20 protein-coding genes and 1 pseudogene are annotated in these 22772 nt (G+C 68.6%); 20 read left to right on the forward strand and 1 reads right to left on the reverse strand.

The annotated features are described in order from the left end of the window. The 19 genes and pseudogenes from ACIPEK_RS39620 to ACIPEK_RS39710 form a co-directional block, all read left to right on the forward strand. On the forward strand, positions 1 to 939 hold a 939-nt coding region (locus ACIPEK_RS39620), incomplete at its 5' end, for a phosphopantetheine-binding protein (RefSeq protein ID WP_402006764.1). Between the two features lie 143 nt (positions 940 to 1082). Beyond that, positions 1083 to 2036 (forward strand): ATP-binding cassette domain-containing protein, encoded by a 954-nt coding sequence (locus tag ACIPEK_RS39625; protein ID WP_402006767.1) that lies wholly within the window; start codon positions 1083 to 1085, stop codon positions 2034 to 2036. Further along, positions 2033 to 3583, forward strand: coding sequence for a hypothetical protein (locus tag ACIPEK_RS39630; RefSeq protein ID WP_402006770.1), 1551 nt, complete (start codon positions 2033 to 2035; stop codon positions 3581 to 3583). Before ACIPEK_RS39625 ends, ACIPEK_RS39630 begins: the two co-directional genes overlap by 4 nt. Further along, entirely contained in the window at positions 3580 to 4356 is a 777-nt protein-coding gene (locus ACIPEK_RS39635; RefSeq protein WP_402006773.1) for an ABC transporter permease, read from the forward strand. The genes ACIPEK_RS39630 and ACIPEK_RS39635 overlap by 4 nt, the downstream gene beginning before the upstream one ends. 253 nt (positions 4357 to 4609) lie before the next feature. Continuing rightward, entirely contained in the window at positions 4610 to 4885 is a 276-nt protein-coding gene (locus tag ACIPEK_RS39640) for a hypothetical protein (RefSeq protein WP_383079102.1), read from the forward strand. A 29-nt stretch (positions 4886 to 4914) separates the two neighbouring features. Continuing rightward, complete coding sequence (locus ACIPEK_RS39645; protein ID WP_402006776.1) at positions 4915 to 5247, forward strand: hypothetical protein; 333 nt, start codon at positions 4915 to 4917, stop codon at positions 5245 to 5247. Positions 5248 to 5317: 70 nt separating this feature from the next. Then, the gene (locus tag ACIPEK_RS39650) at positions 5318 to 6325 is read left to right on the forward strand and encodes a pyridoxal-phosphate dependent enzyme (RefSeq protein ID WP_402006779.1); all 1008 of its coding nucleotides are present in this window, start codon (positions 5318 to 5320) and stop codon (positions 6323 to 6325) included. A 1-nt stretch (position 6326) separates the two neighbouring features. Next, on the forward strand, positions 6327 to 7280 hold the full coding sequence (locus tag ACIPEK_RS39655) for an ornithine carbamoyltransferase (RefSeq protein WP_402006782.1): 954 nt from the start codon (positions 6327 to 6329) through the stop codon (positions 7278 to 7280). Positions 7281 to 7404: 124 nt separating this feature from the next. Beyond that, positions 7405 to 8988, forward strand: a complete 1584-nt coding sequence (locus ACIPEK_RS39660; RefSeq protein WP_402006785.1) for an MBL fold metallo-hydrolase — start codon at positions 7405 to 7407, stop codon at positions 8986 to 8988. Between the two features lie 42 nt (positions 8989 to 9030). After that, positions 9031 to 10056 (forward strand): 4-hydroxyphenylpyruvate dioxygenase, encoded by a 1026-nt coding sequence (gene hppD / locus ACIPEK_RS39665; protein ID WP_402006788.1) that lies wholly within the window; start codon positions 9031 to 9033, stop codon positions 10054 to 10056. Further along, positions 10053 to 12482, forward strand: coding sequence for an aminotransferase class I/II-fold pyridoxal phosphate-dependent enzyme (locus ACIPEK_RS39670; RefSeq protein WP_402006790.1), 2430 nt, complete (start codon positions 10053 to 10055; stop codon positions 12480 to 12482). The genes hppD and ACIPEK_RS39670 overlap by 4 nt, the downstream gene beginning before the upstream one ends. A gap of 120 nt (positions 12483 to 12602) precedes the next feature. Further along, on the forward strand, positions 12603 to 13751 hold the full coding sequence (gene dpgA / locus ACIPEK_RS39675) for a 3,5-dihydroxyphenylacetyl-CoA synthase DpgA (RefSeq protein ID WP_402006793.1): 1149 nt from the start codon (positions 12603 to 12605) through the stop codon (positions 13749 to 13751). Positions 13752 to 13762: 11 nt separating this feature from the next. Further along, the gene (gene dpgB / locus ACIPEK_RS39680; protein WP_402006796.1) at positions 13763 to 14479 is read left to right on the forward strand and encodes an enoyl-CoA-hydratase DpgB; all 717 of its coding nucleotides are present in this window, start codon (positions 13763 to 13765) and stop codon (positions 14477 to 14479) included. A gap of 47 nt (positions 14480 to 14526) precedes the next feature. Then, complete coding sequence (gene dpgC, locus ACIPEK_RS39685; RefSeq protein ID WP_402006822.1) at positions 14527 to 15813, forward strand: (3,5-dihydroxyphenyl)acetyl-CoA 1,2-dioxygenase DpgC; 1287 nt, start codon at positions 14527 to 14529, stop codon at positions 15811 to 15813. Positions 15814 to 16640: 827 nt separating this feature from the next. After that, positions 16641 to 17480: a helix-turn-helix domain-containing protein gene (locus ACIPEK_RS39690; RefSeq protein ID WP_402006799.1), complete on the forward strand. Its 840-nt coding sequence runs from the start codon at positions 16641 to 16643 to the stop codon at positions 17478 to 17480. Between the two features lie 18 nt (positions 17481 to 17498). Then, positions 17499 to 18785, forward strand: a complete 1287-nt coding sequence (locus ACIPEK_RS39695; RefSeq protein ID WP_402006802.1) for a phenylacetate--CoA ligase family protein — start codon at positions 17499 to 17501, stop codon at positions 18783 to 18785. Continuing rightward, positions 18779 to 20005 carry an aminotransferase class V-fold PLP-dependent enzyme gene (locus tag ACIPEK_RS39700; protein WP_402006805.1) on the forward strand — a complete coding sequence of 409 codons (1227 nt, stop codon included), beginning with the start codon at positions 18779 to 18781 and terminating at the stop codon, positions 20003 to 20005. The genes ACIPEK_RS39695 and ACIPEK_RS39700 overlap by 7 nt, the downstream gene beginning before the upstream one ends. A gap of 85 nt (positions 20006 to 20090) precedes the next feature. Then, positions 20091 to 20318 (forward strand): annotated as a pseudogene (locus tag ACIPEK_RS39705) (hypothetical protein); the annotation flags it as partial. 212 nt (positions 20319 to 20530) lie between these two features. After that, positions 20531 to 20878 carry a hypothetical protein gene (locus ACIPEK_RS39710; protein ID WP_402006808.1) on the forward strand — a complete coding sequence of 116 codons (348 nt, stop codon included), beginning with the start codon at positions 20531 to 20533 and terminating at the stop codon, positions 20876 to 20878. 162 nt (positions 20879 to 21040) lie between these two features. Here ACIPEK_RS39710 and ACIPEK_RS39715 read toward each other — a convergent pair whose 3' ends face one another. After that, positions 21041 to 21328: a hypothetical protein gene (locus ACIPEK_RS39715; protein WP_402006811.1), complete on the reverse strand. Its 288-nt coding sequence runs from the start codon at positions 21326 to 21328 to the stop codon at positions 21041 to 21043. Between the two features lie 983 nt (positions 21329 to 22311). Between ACIPEK_RS39715 and ACIPEK_RS39720 the strand changes: the two genes are divergently transcribed. Continuing rightward, entirely contained in the window at positions 22312 to 22668 is a 357-nt protein-coding gene (locus ACIPEK_RS39720) for a DUF5132 domain-containing protein (protein ID WP_402006814.1), read from the forward strand. The last annotated feature ends 104 nt before the right edge of the window (positions 22669 to 22772 follow it).

Raw genomic sequence — 22772 nt, forward strand, 5'->3', positions numbered from 1 at the left:
GTCACCGTCTGCGCCACCATGGCCGTCCTCGACCCCGAGGCCGAAGGCGTTCCTCCGATCGGCACGCCGATGGCCAACACCCGTGTCTACGTACTCGACGCGCAGCTGCGCCCCGTCCCGGTCGGTGTGGTGGGCGAGCTGTACATCGCCTGTGTCGGCATCGCCCGCGGATACCTGGGGCGTGCGGACCTGACGGCGGAGCGGTTCGCGGCCGACCCGTTCGCGGCGGACGGGTCGCGGATGTACCGGTCGGGTGATCAGGTGCGGTGGCTGCCGGAGGGCCGGCTGGAGTTCGTCGGACGTGCCGACGACCAGGTCAAGATCCGCGGGTTCAGAGTCGAGCCCGGCGAGATCGAGACGGCGCTGGCCGCGCACGCCGCCGTACGGACGGCGGTCGTGACGGTCGAGGACGTGGACGGGGACCGTCGGCTGGTGGCGCACGTGGTGCCGGCCGATCAGGAGGAGGGCATCCCGGCGGTCGGCGAGCTGCGGGCCTTCGCGGCGGAGCGGCTGCCCGGGTTCATGGTCCCGTCGGTCTTCGTGGAGCTGGCCGCGCTGCCCCTCACCCCGAACGGGAAGATCGACCGGGCCGCGCTCCGGGCATGGGACGGCGTGACCCGGGCCGGAACGGGGCAGGGATACGTGGCGCCTCGTAGCGAGACCGAGCGGCTCCTCGCGGAGATGTGGGCCGAACTCCTGGGCGTGGAGACTGTGGGGGTCGACGACAACTTCTTCGACCTGGGTGGGCACTCGCTGCTCGCCACCCAGGTGGTGTCGTGGGTCAGGGCGGTGTTCGGGGTGGATCTGCCGCTCGCCTCCGTCTTCGACCGGCCCACGGTCGCGGCGATCGCCACACTCGTCGGAAGCGGTGCGGACGTGCAGGACAGGGAGGAGAGGGTGGAAGCGGAGGACACGGAGTACGAGGAATTCGACCTCTGAGCCCCGGCCTCATCCTCAGGTAGGAGACCGCCCCTCCCTCGTGCGAGGGAGGGGCGGTCTCCTTGATCCCCCGCGCGAGCTCCGTGGAAGATCGCTCTCTGCCGTGACGACCCGTACCCCCTCCTTTCCCTAGCCTTCTTTCCATGGAGAAGACGATCGATGGGTCGCAAGCGGTGATCGAGGTCAGGGACGTCTACAAGCGTTTCGGTACCACTCAGGCACTGGACGGCATGTCGTTCTCCGTCAGGCCGGGGCAGATTACCGGCTTCGTCGGTCCGAACGGCGCCGGAAAGTCCACGACGATGCGTGTCATCCTCGGCCTGGACAAGCCGGACAAGGGGAGCGCGCTGGTCGGCGGACTCCCGTACCAGGCGCTGCGTACTCCCCTCAAGCACGTCGGCGCGCTGCTCGACGCGTCCGCCGTGCAGCCGAGCCGGACCGCCCGCCATCACCTGCTGTGGCTGGCGCACTCGCAGGGGCTCGGCACCGCAGCGGTGGACGAGGTGATCCGCAGGGTCGGCCTGCAGGACGTGGCGGGGCGCAAGGCGGGCGGTTTCTCCCTGGGGATGCGGCAGCGGCTGGGCATCGCGGCCGCGCTGCTCGGCGACCCGCCGATGCTCATGCTGGACGAGCCGTTCAACGGTCTGGACCCCGAGGGCTTCATGTGGATGCGGGGCTTCCTGGCGGCGCTGGCCGAGCAGGGGCGTGCGGTGCTGGTGTCCAGTCACCTGATGAGCGAACTCCAGGACTCGGCCGATCACGTGATCGTCGTCGGGCGTGGCAAGGTCGTCGCCGACATGAGCGTGCGCGACCTGCTCGCCTCGGTTTCCGAGGGGCGCGTCACGCTGCGCACGTCGGCCCGTACGCAGGCGATGGACGTGCTCGCACGGGCCGGTGCGACGGTGAGCTCCACCGGCAGCGACACGATCAGCGTCACCGACCTGTCGGCCGAGCATGTCGTGTCCGTGCTCGGCGCGAACGCGGTGCCGTTCTCCGAAGTGTCTTCGCACCGGGCCTCCCTGGAAGAGGCGTACATGGAACTCACCCGGGATTCCGTGCAGTACCGCGGGGTCGTCACGGGGGAGGCCGGACGATGACCACGACGCTCTCGCCGCCTCCCGCCACCCACCGGCCGGAGCGGGGCGGTTTCGGCCGCGTACTGCACGCGGAGTGGACCAAGTTCCGGACGGTCCGGGGCTGGGTGCTCAGCACGGTCGGCGCGCTGGTGGTCATCTGCCTGGTCGGTCTGCTCGCCACGGCCCAGGCCAACGACGGCGGCCTCAAGGCGTCGAAGCTGCCCGTCGGTCCCTCCGGCGAAGCGGTCAACGACGCGTTCTACTTCATGCACCAGCCGCTGAAGGGCGACGGCAGCATCACGGTGTCCGTGTCCTCGCTGACCGGTCAGGTCGCGTCGACGCCCACGGAGAACAAGCCCGGTCTCGCGCCCTGGGCCAAGGCCGGAATCATCGTGAAGGACTCCCTCAAGCCGGGATCCTCGTACGCGTCGATGATGGTCACCGGCGCCCACGGCGTGCGGATGCAGTACGACTACACGCACGACACGGCGGGACTGACCGGCACGGTGTCGAAGGAGGCGCCGCGCTGGCTGCGACTGGAGCGGTCCGGTGACACCGTGACCGGCTACCAGTCGACGGACGGCAGCAACTGGACCGAGGTTGGTGCCGCACGCCTCTCCGGACTCTCGGAATCGCCGGAGGTCGGGCTGTTCGTTACTTCGCCGTCGGCCACGGAGGACACCGGTACGGGGACGGGATTCAACCCCGCCGTCGCCACCGGCACGTTCGGCGCACCCACCCTCAGCGGTGGGTGGAGCGGCAACGCCTGGAAGTCCCAGCAGGTCAGCGACGGTGCGGGGACGAACGGCAGCTATTCCCAGTCGACGAAGGGCGAAGTGGTCCCGGCCGGTACGGGCTACCGCATCACCGGGGCCGGCGACATCGCGCCGGTGGTCGGCGGACCGGCCGCCAGCGGCGTGCGCATCCTCTCGAACTTCCTCGTCGGCGCGTTCGCCGGACTGATCATGATGGTCGTCGTGGCCGCGGGTTACATGACCGTCGAGTATCGGCGAGGGCTGATCGGCGTCACGTTCGCGGCCAGCCCCAGCAGGGGCCGGGTCCTGGTGTCGAAGGCCTTGGTGGTGGGCACCGCCGCCTTCCTCGCCGGAACGATCGCCGCGGCCGTCATGCTGCCCTTCGGTGCGGCACGCTCCTTCGACAACGGGTTCCCGGTCCTGACGGTGCCGTCGTCGACCGAGTTCAGGGCCATCCTGGGAACGGGCCTGATGCTCGCTGCGGCCAGCGTCTTCGCCCTGGCGGTCGGCGCGATCCTGCGGCGCAGCGCCGTGACCGTCACCGTGGTGGTCGTCAGCATGGTGCTGCCCTACCTGCTCGCCACCGCGTCCGTCCTGCCCCCCGCGGCCTCGGCGTGGCTCCTGAAGGTCACACCGGCCGCGGGGTTCGCCATCCAGCAGACCGTCACCCACTACGACCAGGTCATCACCGTCTATTCGCCGGCGCACGGCTACTTCCCGCTGGCTCCGTGGGCGGGCTTTGCGGTCCTGTGCGCCTACGCCGCGGTCGCCTTCGCCGGCGCCCTGGTCCTGATCCGCCGGAGGGACGTATGAGGAACGTGGGACGCGCGGAGTGGACGAAGCTGCGGACGGACGCGAGCAACGGCTGGCTGCTACTCGGCGCCGTGGCCCTGACCCTGGCGATCGGCGCCGCGGTGGCCATGACCTCCCGGTGCGACGCCGTGGCCTGCGGTGAGGACGCCACGAGGCTCAGCCTCACCGGTGTCATGGTCGGTCAGGTCGTTGTCGCGATCGTCGCCGTGCTGATGGTCGGCAACGAGTACAGCACCGGCATGATGCAGACCACGGTCGCCGCCGTGCCGCGCAGGCTGACCGTCCTCCTTTCCAAGGCGGCCGTCCTCAGTGCGGTGATCCTGGTGGTGGGTGCCGTCGGGGTCTTCGGGTCCCTGCTGATCGGCGGCATGGTGACCCCGGGCCGGGGCTTCACCGAGGCACACGGGTACGAGGCGATGTCGCTGGCCAACTCGACGACGCTGCGCGCCGCCGTGGGATCCGTCCTCTACCTGGTCCTGATCGGGCTGCTCAGCCTCGGCCTCGCACTGATCGTGCGGAGTTCGGCGACGGCGATCGGGATCGTTCTGGGGCTGCTCTTCTTCTTCCCGATCCTCACCCAGGTGATCACGGATCCGGACTGGCAGCGGCTCCTCCAGCAGATCGCCCCCATGACGGCCGGCCTCTCCATCCAGACGACGATCGGAGTCGACCGGCTCCCGATCGGTCCCTGGGAAGGTCTCGGCGTGGTGGCCCTCTGGGCCACCGGCGCGCTGACCGTCGGCGGCGCGGTGCTGCGCGCGCGCGACGTATAAGCGCACCAGACTACCCGCTAAACCCCCGGGCGGGTAAGGCGGTCTCGTGTTCAACTGCGTGAAGGCGCCAGTTGGACACGAGGCCGCCATTTCTCTGTGCTTGGACTTATGGATGAGCAGGCACGGTTGTCGTACGCTGAGGGCGCCTAAAACCGCAATATTGCGTTGCGCAGCATTCGGATGGACCGTTCAGGACGGTTCCTTCGGTGCTGCGCGTGGCACGTCCGCTGTCGGCCTGCTTTCGGAGGTTCGGGTGAGGAAGTACTGCAAGTCGTACCCACTGGGTGAACTGCGCGGCTTTCCCGGTTGGTCGGCCGGGGCGCATCCCGAGGAGCGCGACCTTGCCGATGACACCACGGTGTTCCTTTGTGACGAATTCACGGTCATGCTCAGTCCTGTCGGTGTGGACAAGGACAAGCGGCTCTTCACCGAGGACACTCCGGAGTGGCGGGAATTCTGTGAGGCCACTCTGAAATTCAGCATTCCGGACGACCTGGCATTCGCCTACGTGGAGTCCGAGCAGTCCTGAGCCGGCCGTTTCGATCGGAGAGATGAACCATGGATGAATTGACCGAGCGCCTGAGTGTGGACCAGAGTGTGGAGGTCGGCGGACCCGAGCCCACGCTGGAGGAGCTGCACACGCGGCTGACGGACATCGGGACCGTCTTCGTGAAGTTCACGGAGACCCGAGGTGGCACTGACCTGGGCATACGTCTGGACCGGGAGGCTTCGGACCTCAGCGGCGCCGACTTCGACGCCCGTACCGGCAGCGTCCACGTCGAGGGCACCCTGACGCTCAACGGCGACGCGGTGCGCTGTATCGCCGATATCGACCTGGCCACCCTCAAGGGGACCGGCCGACTGGCGCTCGTGGAACTGACCGAAGCCTGACGGATTTCCATCCGGTGCTGCAAGCCGTGAGCCGACCCGCCACGCTACTCAAAAATATCGGATGTTGCTGATGACGAGGGCTGTGAGATCTCCGGACCCCGTGTGTTCTCCGGTCGGGAACACTCCGATCGTGGATGTCTTGCTGGAAGTGCACGGGACGATGCGGCGGCTGCGACTCAAGCTGGAATCCCAGAATCCTTTTGGTTCGCTGAAGGACCGCATATCCGCTTCCTTGATCGATCACGTGGCCGACCGTATCGACAAGAAAATCGGCGTCATCGAGTCGACCTCAGGAAATCTCGGAGTCGCCATGTCGGCCGAATGTGCCGCACGGGGGATTCCCTTCACCGCTGTCGTCGATCCGCGAACCAGTGTTTTCTTCATCGATCGCATGCGCAACCTCGGTGCGCAGGTACGGGTGATTGACGAACCGGATGCCGCCGGCGGATATTTGCTGAACCGCATTCAGTACGTCAAGGAACAGTTGAAGGTCCGTCCCGGCCTCGTCTGGACGAATCAGTACCGGAGCGAGGCCAACCCGAACGCCCATTTCGAGAGCACGGCGCCCGAACTCCTGCGCCAGGTGCCGGGTCCGGCGACGGTGCTGGTCCCCGTCTCCACGGGCGGCACGCTCGCCGGCCTGACCCGGTTCGTCGACGTGACCGGCGTGGACTGGCGGCTCGTCGGTGTCGACGTGCACGGCTCCGTGGCGCTCTGCCGCACGTCCGGGCGGCGGCTCCTGTCCGGGATCGGGGCGAGCTGTCCGTCGAGCTTCCTGGACCCCGCCGCCGCAACCGTGCAGTACGTCGATGTCGCCGAGGCGGTATCGGCCTGCCTGTGGCTGTCCGAGGAGGCCGGCATCGGGGTCGGCGGCAGTTCCGGGGCGACCGTGGCCGTCGCCCTGCGGATGTTCCGGCAGGACCCGGCGGTCGAGGAGCTCGTGTGCCTGTGCCCCGACGGGGCGGACCGCTACCTGACGACCATCTACCACGCCGACTGGCGGACCGCCCAGGGGATCACCACCGCAGGGATGGGCGGCGCCGTCTCCTACCGCGCCCTGGGCGAGAGCGGAGAATGATGTGTCCACTGAGGCACGCGGGCTGCTGACGCTGTCCGAACTGACCAGGGAGGAACTGCAGGGCCTCGTCGCCAGGTCCGGGGAACTCTTCCGCGACCGGACGGCCCACGACAGGCCGCTGCACGACAAGGTGATCGGCGTTCTCTTCGCCAAGACGTCGACGCGTACCAGGACCGCCTTCACCAGTGGCATCGTCCGGCTCGGCGGGTTTCCCGTCACCTACGGACCCAACGACCTGCAGACGGCGACGGGCGAATCGCTCAAGGACACCGGCCGCATCTTCGGCTCCATGCTGGACGCGCTCGTCGCGAGGACCTCCGGCCCCCTGGACGACCTTCGGGAAATGGCCGGCGCCGGGCGGCTCCCCGTCATCAACGCCATGGCCGCCGAGGAGCACCCGACCCAGGGAGTGTGCGACCTGGCGACGATGCTCATGGAATTCGGATCGCTCGAAGACATCTCCGTGCTCTACCTCGGCGAGGGCAACAACACGGCATCAGCCCTCGCCCACGGCATCTCCCACATCCCGCGCTGCCACATCACCTTCGCCACCCCGTCCGGTTACGGACTGGATCCCCAGGTGCTGGAGGACGCCGCGAAGCGGGCGGCGGAGTCGGGCGGCACCGTACGCGAGGTCCACGACACGGACGACCTGCCCGGGCACGTGAACGTCGTCTACACCACCCGCTGGCAGACGACCGGCACCGTCAAGACGGACCTCGACTGGCGGGAGCGGTTCCGCCCGTTCCACATCGACGAGCAGTTCCTGCGGCGCTGGCCGGATGCGAAGTTCATGCACGACCTGCCCGCGCACCGCGGCGAGGAGGTCTCCGGCGCGGTCCTCGACGGGCCGCGTTCGATCGCCTGGAAGCAGGCCGAGATGAAGCTGACCAGTGCCATGGCCGTACTGGAGTGGGTGGCGTCCGGTAACACGCCGCAGACACAGCGCAGTTGAAGACCCGCTGCGGATGGCTGCCCTCCTGCGCGGGCACCTTCGCCGTCCGCGGCCGGCCGGCCGTTTCGACGCCGACCATCTCGACATTGATTCTGGTTCGAATTCCCTGGAGGGCGGGGCACCGATGTCCGACGAGCTGCTGTATCTGCGACCCAAGGTCATAGTGGAACCACTGGTGGACCGGTTCTACGTCTGGCCGCACACCCTGGCGCCCGTCCAGGCCGCGATGAACCTGGCGTTCCTGCAGGTACCGCTCCTGGAGTCCTACCTCCAGTCCCCGAAGGTCCACGTGGCGGCCAGCGTCAACCCCGAACTGCGGGGCGGCTACTTCATCAACATCGCGGAGGAGCGCGCCGACGAGGTCCGCGACCTGCTGAACACCATCAAGCGCGAACGGGCGGGCATGCTCCGTTTCGCCGAGGCGATTGCCGAGGGGCAGGAGCTCCTGCGCGCGAACGCCACCGGCTTCGACCTCACCCCGCTGTACCCGAAGCTGCCCCAGGAGCTCGCCGGCCTGGTCGAGCTGGCGTACGACACCGACAACCAGGCCCAGATCCGCTTCATGGAGCCGCTGGCCTACCACAGCGACCTCTACCAGGAGGAGCGCCAGTCGGTGCAGCTCTCCTTCGAGACCGGCATAGAGAGGCCGTTCATCCTCAGCACGCCGCGCCTGCCCTCGCCCGACGTGCTGGAGCTGGACATCCCCTTCCGCCACGCCGGGCTCGAAGAGCTCTTCAAGGCGCGGGTCAAGCCCACGACGCTCGCGAAGCTCCGCGAAGCCCTCGAACTCGACGAGGCCCAGACCAAGCACCTGTCCGGCATGCTGAGCGACCGGCCGAGCCTGGCCGAGGACCGGCACATCGACGCGGGCGGCCGCATCCGCTACTTCGGCCACGCCTGTCTGGTCCTCCAGACGCCCGGGGCCGCCGTCGTGACCGACCCGTTCATCAGCGCCGACAACACCGCCGGCGACCGGTACACCCTGGACGACCTGCCCGACTACATCGACCTCGTGCTGATCACACACGGCCACCAGGACCACATCGTCCTGGAGACGCTGCTCCAACTCCGGGGCCGTGTCGGCGCGATCGTCGTCCCCCGGTCCTCGCGCGGCAACCTCGCCGACCCGTCCATGGCGCTCATGCTCAAGCACCAGGGCTTCCCGGTCGTCGAGGTCGACGACTTCGACGAGGTGGAGTTCCCCGGCGGCAAGATCACCGCCACGCCGTTCCTCGGCGAGCACTGCGATCTCGACATCCGCGGAAAGTCCACGTACTGGGTGGAGTTCGCCGGCAAGAAGGTCTACATCGGCGCGGACTCCTCCGGCATCGACCCGGTGCTCTACCGCTACGTCCAGCGCCACCTGGGCACCGCAGACATCGCCTTCCTCGGCATGGAGTGCGACGGCGCCCCCCTCACCTGGCTCTACCAGGCCCTGCTCACCAAGCCGGTCACCAAGAAGATGAGCCACTCCCGCAAGCTGTCCGGCTCCAACGCCACCCAGGCCGCCGACATCATGGTCGAGCTCGGGGCCAAGGAGGCGTACGTCTACGCCATGGGCGAGGAGCCCTGGCTCGGCCACGTCATGGCGACGACCTACACCGAGGACACGTACCAGATCAAGCAGATCGACGAGTTCATGACCTGGTGCAAGGACCGCGGCATCAAGGCGGGCCACCTGTACGGCCAGCAGGAATGGCGCTGGTAGCGCGACGACAGCCCACCCAGCGGTTCTTGAGGAGACAGCTTCATGACAGTGCAGGACGTATCACACGTCGAGTTGTACACGAGACACGCGCCGACGGCCGTCGACTACTTCGTCTCGGGAATGGGTTTCACCCGGGTCGCCGACTCCGTGGAGTCCGACCGGAGTTCCATCCTGCTGCGCCAGGGGAAGACGCGGCTGGTCGTGACATCGGGCCCGGGCACCACGCGCTTCCTCGACCACCACGGCGACGGCATCGCCGACATCGCGTTCACCTGTGACGACGTGACGGCGACCCGCGACGCGGCCGCGGCCGCCGGCGCCCGGTCCCTCGGCCTCTCGCACGGCCACCCGGTCGTCTCCGGCTTCGGCGACGTCACTCACACCCTGCTGCCGCACGCCACCGCCGCGACGGCCGAACCACCACCCGGCCGCCGGTGGGTGCCGACCACGCCGGCACCGCAGGTCACCCAGGAGGGCCCGGTCCGGCTGCTCGACCACATCGCGGTCTGCGTCGAAGGACACCGGCTCACGGAGTACGCGGACTTCTACGAGAGCGCCTTCGGGATGTCCCGCTACTCCTCCGAGTACGTGGCGGTCGGGGACCAGGCGATGGACTCCATCGTCGTCCGCAGCGACTCCGGGCACGTCACCTTCACCCTGGTCGCCCCGGACCCGTCGAAGGAACCGGGGCAGCTCGACGCGTTCCTCGAACGGAACGGCGGCGCCGGCGCACAGCACCTCGCCTTCCTGGTGGACGAGATCATCCCCGCCGTGCGGTACATGCGCGGGAACGGCACCGAGTTCCTCAGCACACCCGACTCGTATTACGACGTGCTCGCCGAGCGGATCACCGGCATGCGCGAGGAGGTCGCGCAACTGCGAGCCACCCAGGTGCTCGCCGACCGCGACGACTGGGGCTACCTGCTGCAGCTGTTCAGCCGCTCGCCCTACGAGCGCAACACCTTGTTCTTCGAGCTCATCCAGCGCCAGGGCTCCCGCGGATTCGGCAGCGCCAACATCCGCGCCCTGTACGAAGCGGTCGAGCGAGACCGGCTGGCCGCGGGATGAGCGGCGCGGCGCCGGGCCCGTACACCCTGGCCGACTACGCGACCCTGGCCCGTGCGGGCACGGACCAAGGGGTGTGGGACTTCTGGGCGGGTGGCGCGGGGGAGGAGCGGACCCTCGCAGCCAACGCGGAGGCGTACGACCGCGTACGGTTCCGGCCGCGCGTCCTCACGGGAGTGGGGCGGCCGGACACCACGACCCGGATCCTGGGACGTACCTGGACGGCGCCCGTCGGCATCGCGCCCCTCGCCTACCACACCCTGGCGGACCCGGCGGGCGAGGTCGCCACGGCCGGGGCCGTCGGCCGGGCCGGCCTGCCCTTCGTCGTGAGCACCTTCGCCGGGCGGACCTTCGAGGACATCGCCCGGGCCGCCGCGGCGCCGCTCTGGCTCCAGGTCTACTGCTTCCGCGACCGCGACACGACCCGGACCCTCGTCGAACGCGCCGAGCGGGCCGGCTTCGAGGCCCTGGTCCTGACGGCCGACGCGCCCCGGCTCGGACGGCGACTGCGTGACCTGCGGGGCGGCTTCCGGCTGCCGGACGGCATCGTGCCCGCCAACCTCACCGGCGCCGGCTTCGCCTCACCCGCGGACCACGCACGCGCCGAGTTCGACGCCGCCCTGGACTGGGCGGTGATCGCATGGCTGCGCTCGATCAGCTCCCTGCCCGTACTGGTCAAGGGCATCCTGACGCCCGCCGACGCGCAGCGGGCGGTCGAGGCCGGCGCCTCGGGCATCGTCGTCTCCAACCACGGCGGCCGTCAGCTGGACGGGGTCCCCGCCACGCTCGACGTCCTGCCGGAGATCGCGGACGCGCTCCGGGGGGCCTTCCCCGTACTCGTCGATGGCGGGGTGCGGCGCGGCTCGGACGTGCTGGCGGCGCTCGCGCTCGGCGCCGACGCGGTGCTCCTGGGACGCCCGGTGCTGCACGGTCTGGCGGTTGGAGGCGAAGCGGGCGTCGAGCAGGTCCTCACCACCGTCGTCGATGAACTGGCGGAGACGATGACGTTCACCGGCACGCCCTCCGTCGACCGGGCGGAACCCGCGCTGGTCGGGAGGCCCGAGCCCGTCGGCCGGCGCCGGGGCCTTCCCGAGCCACCCCGCAACCGTACGGGCGCCCCCGGGCTCCGCAAGGAAGAGCTGCACAGCAGCCTCCTCGACCCGGTCCTCGACACGATGAACTTCCTCAACGAGGTCACCCACCGCTACCCCGACGCCGTCTCGTTCGCACCCGGCCGCCCCTACGACGGGTTCTTCGACACCGAGGACGTCTTCACGTACCTGCGGCGCTACCTCGACCACCTGGCGGCGGAAGGCGCCACCCCCGAACAGGTGCGCTCCGCGATCTTCCAGTACGGACCCACCGCCGGCCAGATCCGGGAGCTCGTCGCGGACTCGCTCCGCAAGGACGAGGGGATCGACGTCCCACCGGCATCGGTGGTCGTGACCGTGGGCTGCCAGGAAGCGATGTTCCTCGCGGTACGCGCCCTCATCTCGGGCCCCGACGACGTACTCCTCGTGTCCAGCCCGTGTTACGTGGGCATCACCGGCGCCGCACGGCTCCTCGACGTCGACGTGCGTGCCGTCGAGGAGGGCGAGAAGGGCTTCGACTGCGCTGACCTGGAAGCCGCCCTCCTGGCGGAGCGGGCCTGCGGCAGACGGCCCCGCGCCTTCTACGTGATCCCCGACCATTCCAACCCCTCCGGCACCACCATGCCGCTGTCCGCCCGCCTGGAACTGCTCGAACTGGCGGAGCGGCACGACATCCTGATCCTGGAGGACAGCCCGTACCGGATGGTCAGCCCCGGCGAACAGCTGCCGACCCTGAAGTCCCTGGACCGCGCGCGCCGGGTCGTGCACCTGGGCTCGTACTCCAAGACACTGTTCCCCGGAACCCGGGTGGGCTTCGTCGTTGCCGACCAGCCCGTCGTCGACGAGGCGGGCACCACCGGACTGCTCGCGGACGAACTCGCCCGGATCAAGAGCATGCTGACCGTGAACACCTCACCGGTCAGCCAGGCGGTCACGGCCGGGATGCTGCTCACCGTCGACGGCCGGACCTCGGACCTCAACACCCGCACGGCCGCCTACTACGGCGACGCCATGCGGGTCACGCTCCGCGAGCTCGAACGGTGCTTCCCCGAGGACGAACGCGCCGCCCTCGGCATCGGCTGGAACGAGCCCGTCGGAGGCTTCTTCCTCGCCGTCACGGTCCCGTTCCGCGCCGACAACGCCGCACTGGAGCGTTCCGCCGAGGAGTTCGGCGTCATCTGGACACCGATGTCCTACTTCTATCCGCAGGGCGGAGGCGAATCGAGCCTGCGGCTGTCCATCAGCTACCTGAGCCATGCGGAGATCACGGACGGCATCGACCGGCTGGCGCGCTTCGTACGGGCCCAGGCGGCCGCAGGGCCTTCGGGATCCCGCTGAACGGGGCTCCGCGCATGACCACTGACCACCGAACCGACGACAACGCGACGAAAGGCGAGCGGTGTTCGCAGTGAAGATCCTCATCCGCAGCAAGACCCGTATGTGGGGGTGGACATTCCGATGACCTCAGCATCGATCACGTCCGAGACCGAAGCCACGGGGGCGCGGGCCACCCAGCCGAAAGCGACCGCCGCCGCCCGGATCGTCGGCGTCGGCACGGCCAACACCGAACATTCCTATTCCCAGAGGGAGTTGCTCGACCACTTCACCATTGAGGACCCCAAGGTCCGGTCGGTCTTCCTCAACAGCGCCATCGAGCGACGCCACCTCTCCCTCCCCGAACTGGACGCCGACGGCGCTCCGGTCGAGGAGAGCCAGGGTGAACTGCTCGCCAAGCACACGCGGCTCGCGCTCGACATGGGCGCTCGCGCCGTGCGCGCCTGCCTGGACGACGCCGGCCTCGATCCGGAGGACATCGACTACCTCTGCTGCGTGACCACCACCGGGTTCCTCACCCCCGGGCTGAGCGCACGCCTCATCCGTGACATGGGGCTCTCGCCGCGGACCAGTCGGGTCGACGTGGTAGGCATGGGGTGCAACGCCGGTCTCAACGCCCTCAACCCGGTGGCCGGCTGGTCTGTGGCCAACCCGGGGAAGGTCGCCGTCGCGCTGTGCGTGGAGGCCTGCTCGGCCGCGTACGTCATCGACTCGACCCTGCGCACCGCCGTTGTGAACAGCCTCTTCGGGGACGGCGCGGCCGCGGTCGCGCTGATCACCGACACTCAGGACAGCGCCCACAGCGCCCCCGAACCGCCGACCGGCTCCGGCAGCCCCCGCATCCTCGCCTTCGCCAGTCACCTCATCACCGACGCGATCGACGCCATGCGCTTCGACTGGGACGACTCCCAGGGCAAGTTCAGCTTCTTCCTGGACCCGCAGGTCCCGTACGTGGTCGGCGCGAACGCGGAGCAGATCATCGACCGGCTGCTGGACGGCGCGGGACTGCGCCGCAGCGACATCAGCCACTGGCTGGTGCACTCGGGCGGCAAGAAGGTCATCGACGCGGTCCGGGTCAACCTGGGCCTGACCCGGCACGACGTGCGCCACACGACCGGGGTGCTGCGCGACTACGGCAATCTGTCGAGCGGCTCCTTCCTGTTCTCCTACGAACGGCTGCTCCAGGAACGCGTGACCAGGTCCGGGGACTACGGCGTGCTGATGGTCATGGGCCCCGGTTCCACCATCGAGGCTGCCCTGGTGCAGTGGTGACGGAGACGAAGATGACACACGCAACGAAGGACCCGGCCCTCGCCGCCGGCCTCGGGGAGACGCCGGACCACGTCCTGCTCCGCATCGACGGACGGCAGGCGCTGTCCGTGGAGACCGTCGCGGCCGTCGCGGCGGCCTGCGACCGGGCGGAGGACCAGGGCGGGCGCGCCAAGGTGATCGTGCAGGTGTCCGGCGCGCCCCGGGGACCCCGGGCGCACGACCTGACTGTCGCGCTGGTCAACAAGTGGGAGCAGGTGCTGCGCCGTCTGGAGCGGCTGCCGGCGGCCACCGTCGCCGTCGCAGACGGCGACACCGGGGGAGTGGCCCTGGACGCCTTCCTGGCCGTGGACCACCGCATCGCCACCCGTTCGGTACGCCTGACGGTGCCGGTGCAGGACGGGGCTACCTGGCCGGGCATGGCGCTCTACCGGCTCGCGAAGCACGGGGCGACAGGCGCGGTGATCCGCCGGGCCGTGCTCTTCGGTACACCCGTCGAAGCGGCCGACGGGCTGGCCCTGAACCTCGTGGACGAGGTGGTCGACGACCCGGCGAAGGCTGTGGCCGTCGCGCTGGAACGGTCGGGCGCCATCGCCGGAACCGAACTGGCCATCCGCCGTCAGCTGCTGCTGGACGCCCCCACGGTGAGCTTCGAGGAGGCCCTCGGCGTCCACCTCGCCGCGTGCGACCGGGCGCTGCGCCGGGCCGCGGGAGCGGGAGGCCGGCCGTGAACCTCGTCGAACCCGCGGGAGACGGGGGGCACGGCGAGCTCCGGGCCGTGTGCGGCGAACTGGAGCAGGCGCGCGTCGCCCTCGCGAAGGCCGCCGTGCGCTGCGACGACCTCATCGCGTCCCTGCCCGACCCGGCGCTGCGCTCACCCGAGCAGCGGGCGGACGCCGCAGCCGCGCGCGGCGAGGCACGGGCCCTGCGCGCCGCGTTCCTCGGCGTGCACGCCGACGCCGTCTACGACGAACTCACCGCCGACCGTACGCGCTACGTGCGGGTCGCCGAGCTGGCCGACGGTGCCGCGACCGCTTTCCCCGGCCTGGTGCCGACTCCCGAACGACTGGCGACGGAGCGCTCGCGGCAGCAGGCCGACAAGGACGGGGACGAGATCGACCAGGGCCTCCTCTTCCGGGCGGTGTTACGGTCGCCGACCGCGGGCCCGCACCTGCTCGACGCGATGCTGCGTCCCACCCCGCGCTCCCTCGGCCTGCTGCCGGAGTTCCTCCGCACCGGCACGGTGGACCTGGGCTCGGTGCGGATGGAGCGGAGCGCGGGAGCGGCCCGGCTGACGATGTGCCGCGACGACTGCCTGAACGCCGAGGACAACCAGCAGATCGACGACATGGAGACGGCGGTCGACCTGGCGCTCCTCGACCCCGCTGTGAAGGTCTGCCTGCTGCGAGGCGGCGAGATGACGCATCCCCGGTACCGGGGCAGACGTGTCTTCAGCGCCGGAGTGAACCTCAAGTCCCTCCACGGTGGCGGGATTTCGCTCGTGGACTTCCTGCTGCGGCGTGAGCTGGGGTACGTTCACAAAATTTTTCGCGGCGTCCTGACCGAGGACGCGCCGGGAGGACTTCCAGCCACTGTGGAGAAGCCGTGGGTGGCGGCCGTGGACACCTTCGCCATCGGCGGCGGTGCCCAGATCCTGCTGGTGTTCGATCACGTGCTCGCCGCATCGGATGCCTACGTCAGCCTCCCCGCCGCCAAGGAGGGCATCATCCCGGGGGCGTCCAACTTCCGCCTGGGCAGGGCCGTCGGACCTCGCCTGGCCCGGCAGATGATCCTCGGCGGCCGCCGGCTCCGGGCGAGCGAGCCGGAGGCCCGGCTCGTATTCGACGAGGTGCACGAGAGCGAGGCGCTCGATGAGGCCATCGAGGGGGCGCTGCGACGACTGCGGGGCTCCGCGGTCCTCGCCAACCGTCGGATGCTGAACCTGGCGGAGGAATCCCGGAGCGAATTCCAGACATACATGGCTGAGTTCGCGTTCCAGCAAGCACTTCGCCTGTACAGCCCCGACGTCCTCGACAAAGTGGGGCGGTTCGCCGGCTCTGGATGATCGCTTGAGGAGTGTTCGAATGGCGCGAAGCAGCAGTTGAACAGTACGGCCGTCCGGCCGGTACCGCGGCGTACCGGCCGGTTCCGTGTCCGGTGCCCGTCGCCGCGCCGGGCCCCTGGCGATCCGCGGCGGGCGCGAGGGCGGCGCGACGGCGGCCCAGTCGGTTCCGGAAGCCGTCGCCCAACGGAATGATGCATTCATTCCACGGAATCCCCTGGTCGCGACGCATCCGTGGCGTAATAGAACCAAGGACTCCGGTCGGAAAGCCGTGAGTCCGGTGGTGCTCCGGTTTTGTGCCGTGACGCGTGGGTGTCCTGTGCAGGGTGTGAAGATTGTTAATCCTCTCTGTAGACACGGCGGGGCCGAAAAAGTGACGATGGCAGCGGACGACACGGCAGACAGGAGTGTTGCGGGGGGCCGAGATCGTGGTGCTCTGCTGCCCTCCCGTACGTTCCAGGCACGGGATGGTGTCGGCGCGTGGGACGGTCGGGGGCGAAGTCGGAAGAAGTAAGTCAGGTGGCTCGGCGAACGGTATTCGGATTGCCATGCGGGGTGACTCGAACGGCGCGTTCCGAATCGAACCGGATTAGGTGAATACCTTGATTCAGTCAGTTCGCACGCTCAATTCAGATGCAGAAAGCTTTACGGGTGAGGAAGACGGCGCGGCGTGGCGTCCATTGGACCGTCGCGGCAATGTCTCCCTGGTTCCGATAGCGTTACTCGTCCCCGGAGAATCTCCGCGCTCGGAGGGACCGGACGAGGAGCACGTCGCGAGGCTCGCCGAAATCGACACGCCGATCCCGGCGATCCTCGTGGATCGCCGCACCATGCGGGTGATCGACGGGATGCACCGCCTCCTGGCCGCGAAACTCCGGGGCCAGGAGATGATCGAGGTCGAGCTGTTCGACGGGACCTCGGAAGAAGCGTTCCTGCGTGCGGTGGAGGTGAACGTCTCCCACGGCCTTCCGCTGTCCCTGGCGGACCGGCGGGCCGCGGCCAACCGGATCATCGCCTCGCACCCGCAGATGTCGGACCGGGCGATCGCGCGGGCGGCCGGCCTCGGTGCCAAGGCCGTCGCGGCGATCCGACGCCGTACCGCCGACGTGGTTCCCCAGCTCCGTGCCCGCATCGGTAGGGACGGCAAGTCCCGGCCGCTCAACAGCGTGGACGGCCGGCTGAGGGCGGCCGAACTGATCGCCGAACGCCCCCAGGCGTCATTGCGCGAGGTGGCACGCTTCGCCGGTATCTCTCCCGCGACGGTCAGTGACGTCCGCAAGAGGCTGGAGTCGGGACTGGCCCCGGTGGTGGAGCCGGCTCGCGCCCCCGAAACTCCCGCGGACGCGCCCGCGGCGACGGCCGACACCGGCGACCGACGCGTCGAACCCGGGAAGAACCAGCTCCAGGCGGATCCTTCCGCCGCCCTGGAGAAGCTGCTCAGGGATCCCTCGCTGCGGCACAAGGAGGGAGGCCGGCAGCTGCTCCGGCTGCTCCAGCAGCAGAATGCGGTGGTGACGCGGGCCGGCGAGGACCTCATGGAGGCCGTGCCGAGCCACTGCGGAACCCTGGTGCTGGACCTGGCCCGGTACTACGCGGGGACATGGATGGACTTCGCGAAGCAACTGGACGAGCGGGTACGGATGGAGAGCCGGCGCGGAGCTGGTGAGTGACGTGCTGATGGCCGGAGCATGACCGACCCGACGGTATTCGAAGCCGTACGCCAGGAAATCGCCTACGCGTTCGAGAACACGGCCTTCTTTCGCGAGCACATGGAGGAAAATAGCCTTCGTCCGGCAGATATCAAGGACGAGCAGGACTTCCTGAGGATTCCGCCCACATCGAAGCCGGACTACCGGCGCAACTTCCCCGCGGGGGTGCTCGCCAAGGAGTACACCCTCAACTCTCCCCACGTCATGCGTTTCCAGAGCTCAGGGACGTCCGGCGATCGTCTCAACAGCGCGATCCTTTCCTACGATCTGGCCCGGCGGCAGGCGACGGCGCTCGCGGTCAACCGCCGCTTCGACGACCTCTGGCGTCCCGGCAGCAGACCCAGGACGTGCCGCTTCGCCCCACCGAACTGTTCGGACGTGGAATGCGCGACGGGGCTGTCGACCCTGGAGGACCGGACCCTTCCGGACGGCACCGTGGTGCTGTCCGTCGCCCACGACCTGATGGCGACACCGGAGTGGCAGATCGTCAAGGCACTCGACGAGCTGGAAATCTGTCAACCCGACCTGCTGCTGGTGGATTCCACGCACTTCGCCTTCCTGGTCAGGTGGGCGCGGAAGCTCGGCCGGCGGATCACCTCGCCGCGCACCTTGCACATGGTGAGCGGCTACACCCTCATGACCCGTGTGGCCCGCCGTGAGATCGACGCGTTCATGGGGGCGGACATGCCGGTCGGCGACATGATCGGCATGTCCGAGCTGGGGTACCTCGGTTTCGAGTGCCACCGAGGAAGCCGGCACATCAACGACAAGGACTTTTTCCTGGAGTTCGTCCGCGACGGAAGACCCGTGAAGGAAGGCAGCATGGGGGAGTTGTACGTGACCACGGTGGACGACGGCCTCGTGCCGCGCATCCGCTACGCCACCGGGGACTACTTCACCCCCCTGGGCAACGCGTGCGACTGCGGCAGTGACCTGCCGGTCGTCCGGATCGAGGGCCGGGCAACCCAGGTGGTGCGCCTGCGGGACGGACGCGTCGTTTCGCCGGGCGCCGTGGACGCCCTGGTCGACGACGCGCCCTGGATGGACCTCTACAAGCTGGAGCAGGACCTGACCGGCGCGTGCACCCTCCGGTACGTCGCCAACTCCACGCAGCGGGCGGGGGACGCCGCGGCGCTCGAAGCCCGCCTGACCGAAGCCCTGGAGCCGAACCGCGTCCGCATCGAGGAGGTCGACTACATCTCCTGCGAACGCAGCGGGAAGTTCCAGGCATGCGTGTCCCACCTCTCCGCGGAAGGCGCATGGTGACGACGACAGACCACTGTCGGGACGACTTCCCGGCACTGAGGCGGGAGATCGACGGACGCGCGATCTCCTACCTGGACAACGCGGCCACGACCCTGAAGCCACGCTCGGTCATCCAGGCCGTCAGCGGGTACTACGAGTCCAACGGCACGAACATCCACCGGGGAAAGCACCGGCTCTCCGAAGAGGCCTCCGATGCCTACGAGTCCTCCCGCATGGTGATCGCCCGGCACATCGGGGCCGCCGCGAACGAGGTGGTCCTGCTGAGGAACGCGAGTGAGGCACTGAATCTCGTCGCCGCCGGACTGGACCTGGACCCGGACGCCCGCATCGTGGGCTGTCTCGACGCGCACCACTCCCAGTTGCTGCCCTGGCGGAGGATCGGACGACTCGACCTGACGAGGGTGGACGCGCACGGCCGCCTCGACCGCGAACACTTCCGGACGCTCCTGCGCCTCCGGCCGAAGGCGGTCGTCCTCACCCACTGCTCCAACGTCACCGGGGTCATCCACCCGGTGGAGGAACTGATAGCCGAGGTCCGTGCCGCCTGCGACGCGACGATCGTGCTCGACGCCGCACAGTCCCTGCCCCACCGGCGCATCAGCGTCCGCGACCTGGACGTCGACTTCATGGCGTTCTCGATGCACAAGATGCTCGGGCCCACCGGCGTCGGCTGCCTCTTCGGCCGCAGCGAACTCCTCGCGACGCTGCGGCCGCTGACAGTGGGCGGGGGGATGGTCGACTGGGTCGACCTCGACGGCAGCGTCGACCGGCGCATCCCCTTCAGATTCGAAACGGGGACACCCGCCATCGCCTCCGTCATCGGCTGCGCCGCGGCGATCCGGTATCTCGAGGAACTGGACACGGACAAACGCCACCAGTACGACCAGGAGTTGTGCGCGGCCCTCGTCGGCGGAGCCCTCGCCCGCCCAGCGCTGCGCCTGATCGGCCCGCCGGACCGGACCGACCGGATCGCCCTCGCATCGCTGCGCCTGGACAACAGCGTCTCCGCCGGCGAGGTCGCCCGCCTGTTGAGCGACTCCTACGGCTACATGGTGCGCAGCGGCCACATGTGTGCCCAGCCCGTGGTCACCGACCTCGCCGGCGGTGAGGTCCTCCGCGTGTCCGCGTACGTCTACAACGAGGTCTCGGAGATCGAGGGCTTCTACGAGGCGTTGGACGAACTGCTGACCTGGATGGAGCCGCCGGCCCCTCGTGGATGACACGTCCCCGGCCGGACCGCCGTCGCTATCAGAGTCCAGCCGCGAGTGTCGATGGATGAGCGTACGAAGAACCCTTCTCATCCCGCAGGGCTTTCATGTCTTTCGTACCTATCTAGGGCGTAGTCTCGGCTGGATCATGCTGCGCCGACGCCTGGCCCGCGACTACGAGACACTTCCCGCCAGTTCCGAAGCCGTGATCCACATCGCCTCGATCGACAACCTCGCCAAACGCATAGCGGACGGGACCACACCCACCTGGCGAGGCACCTACCAGGGCATACGAGGCGATCTACCTAAATCAAATGCCCTCTGAGGTCACCCATCTTCGGATCGATCAATGCCACTTGCCGAAGACTGGATGGGGGATGCTCAACCTCTCCGGCGGGGTTGTCACGTCTGGCAAGGAATGGACCGACGACGCACGAGGTGCACTCGCTCAAGCGTCGCGCGGCAAGCGCGACGCGGCCTGTTCCCATCCCGCCGCAATTCGTACGCATGCCGCGTGCCCATGTCAAACGGTTCGACATGGCACCTGACGGTCGACTCTTCCGGAACCAGGCAGGCAACTACGTGGACGCTGCCGCCTACGGCATCACGTGGGCGCGGGTCCGGGAGCACGCCCTGACTCGTACCGAGCGCACTTCTCGCCTGGCCAAGCGACCTTACGATCTCCGGCACGCCGGGATCTCGTTCTGGCTCTACTCCGGAGTGGACCCGGCCGAATGCGCCCGCCGCGCCGGCCAGAGCATCGAGGTTCTCTTCCACCACTACGCCAAGTTCCTCGACGGCCTGCGAGAGCAGGCGAACCGCCTCATCGAGCAGTCCATGAACGAGTGGCAGCGCGTCAGCCAAGGTGAAGCACTCGAGAGCTGAACCGGGGGTTTGGTCCGTGACTGGTCCGGAAGCACTGGTCAGGAGGGGTACAGCTGTGGGAGGGATTGGGAGTTAGCGCGTAAGCCGGGCTCGGTCGAGAGCGGACTGAGCGAAAGGCGCCTGACGGGTGAAAACCCAGGTCAGGCGCCATTTTTCATGCGTCTAGAAGAAGCCCAGCTTCTTCGGCGAGTAGGACACCAGCAGATTCTTCGTCTGCTGGTGGTACAGCGGCAGCGCATCGCTGGCCAGCGCAAATAGCGCCCGTCGAGACTTGGGCGGGGTCGCTGGCCCGAGAATGGTCCGGATCATGATCGCTGATGTTCCCCGGACCGGGTCATTGCTTGAATGGACCTTCGCCCCCTGCGCTGCTTGGTGGCCGACTTCGATGAACGCCACTCCTGGTTGGCTGCCACCCGGCGCCATAAAGCGGTCGAAGCCGGACGCGACCATGTCATGGCACGCCTGGGGAATGTACCGAGTTGGCGGGCCGCAGCGTGAGGGCTTGTGGTGCGTATTACCCCAGGCCGGGCTTCTGCGCTGGCGTGGGGAACCGCTGACGCCCAGCCCGCCGGCATGGACACCCATGCCGCCCTGGAGGGGCCCATGCTTCCGACGGCATCTGCATCCGGTCACGGATGGCGAGACAGGCCGCGCGGGGTGATGACCACTGTCCTTGAGCTTTGAGGTCCCACCTGGCACAGGTCGTAACGACCGTTCAGGGCGTCCAGTCGATCCAGGACAGGTGCGTAATGCCAGTTCAGGGCCTCCCGGTCCGGGGGAGTCCGCACAGTTGGTGAGACCTGTGTGAGAGCGCGCAAGACGGCGAAGCCCTGCCGGATTGCTCCGGCGGGGCTCTTCGGCATCTGACGGAACAACGGACTCATGTGCGCGTCCGCGGCCTTCATCTACTCCGCAGAGGTCCACTTGCTCGTGACGTGGCCCCGTTGCTCAGCGTGACTTCTACGCAGTACGCCTGGGGGTTGCCGAACTCACTGCCGCTGGAGGTTCAAGCTGCCATCGGACACCACCGAGCCCGGGAAGCTCCATGTCTGGCTCCACGAAGTCGTGCTTGGGGGCGGGCTGCCGTTTCCCGCCCTGCGGCGGCGGGTGAATGCGAACTCGGTAGTAATCAATACGTAGGAAAATCGGTCCAATAGAACGTTCGGTGAGTGTGCGTACAACAATCGATGTTGCTCGGGAAGATCAAGAGCACTCACATGAGTGAACCCGGTCGAAATCATTTGGCCTCGATGCACATGGCTCCACTACGGTGGCGGAAGAGCGGGTACTGGACCCCATCGACGAGGAATTCGACCCAGCAGGGAAAGCGAATTCTGGAAATGGGTGCTTCCGTCCGCGCATCTGTGCACTGTTTCGGTGTGCGCAGTGCCCGAGGTCCCTGTCATACATATGCGTAGCGAAGATGGAGCATCATGCCGCCCGTAGTACCGCCCTTCCTGTTCGGCCTCATCGCCGCTCCACTGGCCAGGCGTCTCCTCAAGCCGCTGATGCGCGGCGTCGTCAAGGCATCCGTCGGTCTCGCCGTTGAGGTGAAGAAGGCGACCCTTGAGGCCGGAGAGAACATCCACGACCTTGCGGCCGAGGTGGCCGCCGAGATGGTGGCGGCGCAGGTCGCGGCCGGTGACGTCGAAGCCCGTTCGAGTGACGGTCAGCAGGCCTCCGAGAGCAGCGCCCCGAAGGGCGCGAAGGACGAGACCGCCGCCAAGGCTGAGGGCGAGGCGAGGGCTCCGAAGATCCGCGCGAGCGTCGGCGCTGGCAAGTCGCGCTGACGGTTTGTCCGGCGGCCCGGCCGCCACCCGGGCTCGGAGAAATGCGCCCGAGTGACGGTCCGCCGCGGATCTGTCGGCCGCATCGATTTCCCCAGATATTCCGC

Source organism: Streptomyces sp. NPDC088246, assembly GCF_044741025.1.
Classification (GTDB): domain Bacteria; phylum Actinomycetota; class Actinomycetes; order Streptomycetales; family Streptomycetaceae; genus Streptomyces.

Bases quoted from the DNA above. Each gene is read 5' to 3' on its own strand.
- ACIPEK_RS39625 (WP_402006767.1), top strand. From the start codon at position 1,083: ATGGAGAAGACGATCGATGGGTCGCAAGCGGTGATCGAGGTCAGGGAC.
- ACIPEK_RS39630 (WP_402006770.1), top strand. From the start codon at position 2,033: ATGACCACGACGCTCTCGCCGCCTCCCGCCACCCACCGGCCGGAGCGG.
- ACIPEK_RS39635 (WP_402006773.1), top strand. From the start codon at position 3,580: ATGAGGAACGTGGGACGCGCGGAGTGGACGAAGCTGCGGACGGACGCG.
- ACIPEK_RS39645 (WP_402006776.1), top strand. From the start codon at position 4,915: ATGGATGAATTGACCGAGCGCCTGAGTGTGGACCAGAGTGTGGAGGTC.
- ACIPEK_RS39650 (WP_402006779.1), top strand. From the start codon at position 5,318: ATGACGAGGGCTGTGAGATCTCCGGACCCCGTGTGTTCTCCGGTCGGG.
- ACIPEK_RS39660 (WP_402006785.1), top strand. From the start codon at position 7,405: ATGTCCGACGAGCTGCTGTATCTGCGACCCAAGGTCATAGTGGAACCA.
- hppD (WP_402006788.1), top strand. From the start codon at position 9,031: ATGACAGTGCAGGACGTATCACACGTCGAGTTGTACACGAGACACGCG.
- ACIPEK_RS39670 (WP_402006790.1), top strand. From the start codon at position 10,053: ATGAGCGGCGCGGCGCCGGGCCCGTACACCCTGGCCGACTACGCGACC.
- dpgA (WP_402006793.1), top strand. From the start codon at position 12,603: ATGACCTCAGCATCGATCACGTCCGAGACCGAAGCCACGGGGGCGCGG.
- dpgB (WP_402006796.1), top strand. From the start codon at position 13,763: ATGACACACGCAACGAAGGACCCGGCCCTCGCCGCCGGCCTCGGGGAG.
- ACIPEK_RS39690 (WP_402006799.1), top strand. From the start codon at position 16,641: ATGCGGGTGATCGACGGGATGCACCGCCTCCTGGCCGCGAAACTCCGG.
- ACIPEK_RS39695 (WP_402006802.1), top strand. From the start codon at position 17,499: ATGACCGACCCGACGGTATTCGAAGCCGTACGCCAGGAAATCGCCTAC.
- ACIPEK_RS39700 (WP_402006805.1), top strand. From the start codon at position 18,779: ATGGTGACGACGACAGACCACTGTCGGGACGACTTCCCGGCACTGAGG.
- ACIPEK_RS39710 (WP_402006808.1), top strand. From the start codon at position 20,531: ATGGCACCTGACGGTCGACTCTTCCGGAACCAGGCAGGCAACTACGTG.
- ACIPEK_RS39715 (WP_402006811.1), bottom strand. From the start codon at position 21,328: ATGGTCGCGTCCGGCTTCGACCGCTTTATGGCGCCGGGTGGCAGCCAA.
- ACIPEK_RS39720 (WP_402006814.1), top strand. From the start codon at position 22,312: ATGCCGCCCGTAGTACCGCCCTTCCTGTTCGGCCTCATCGCCGCTCCA.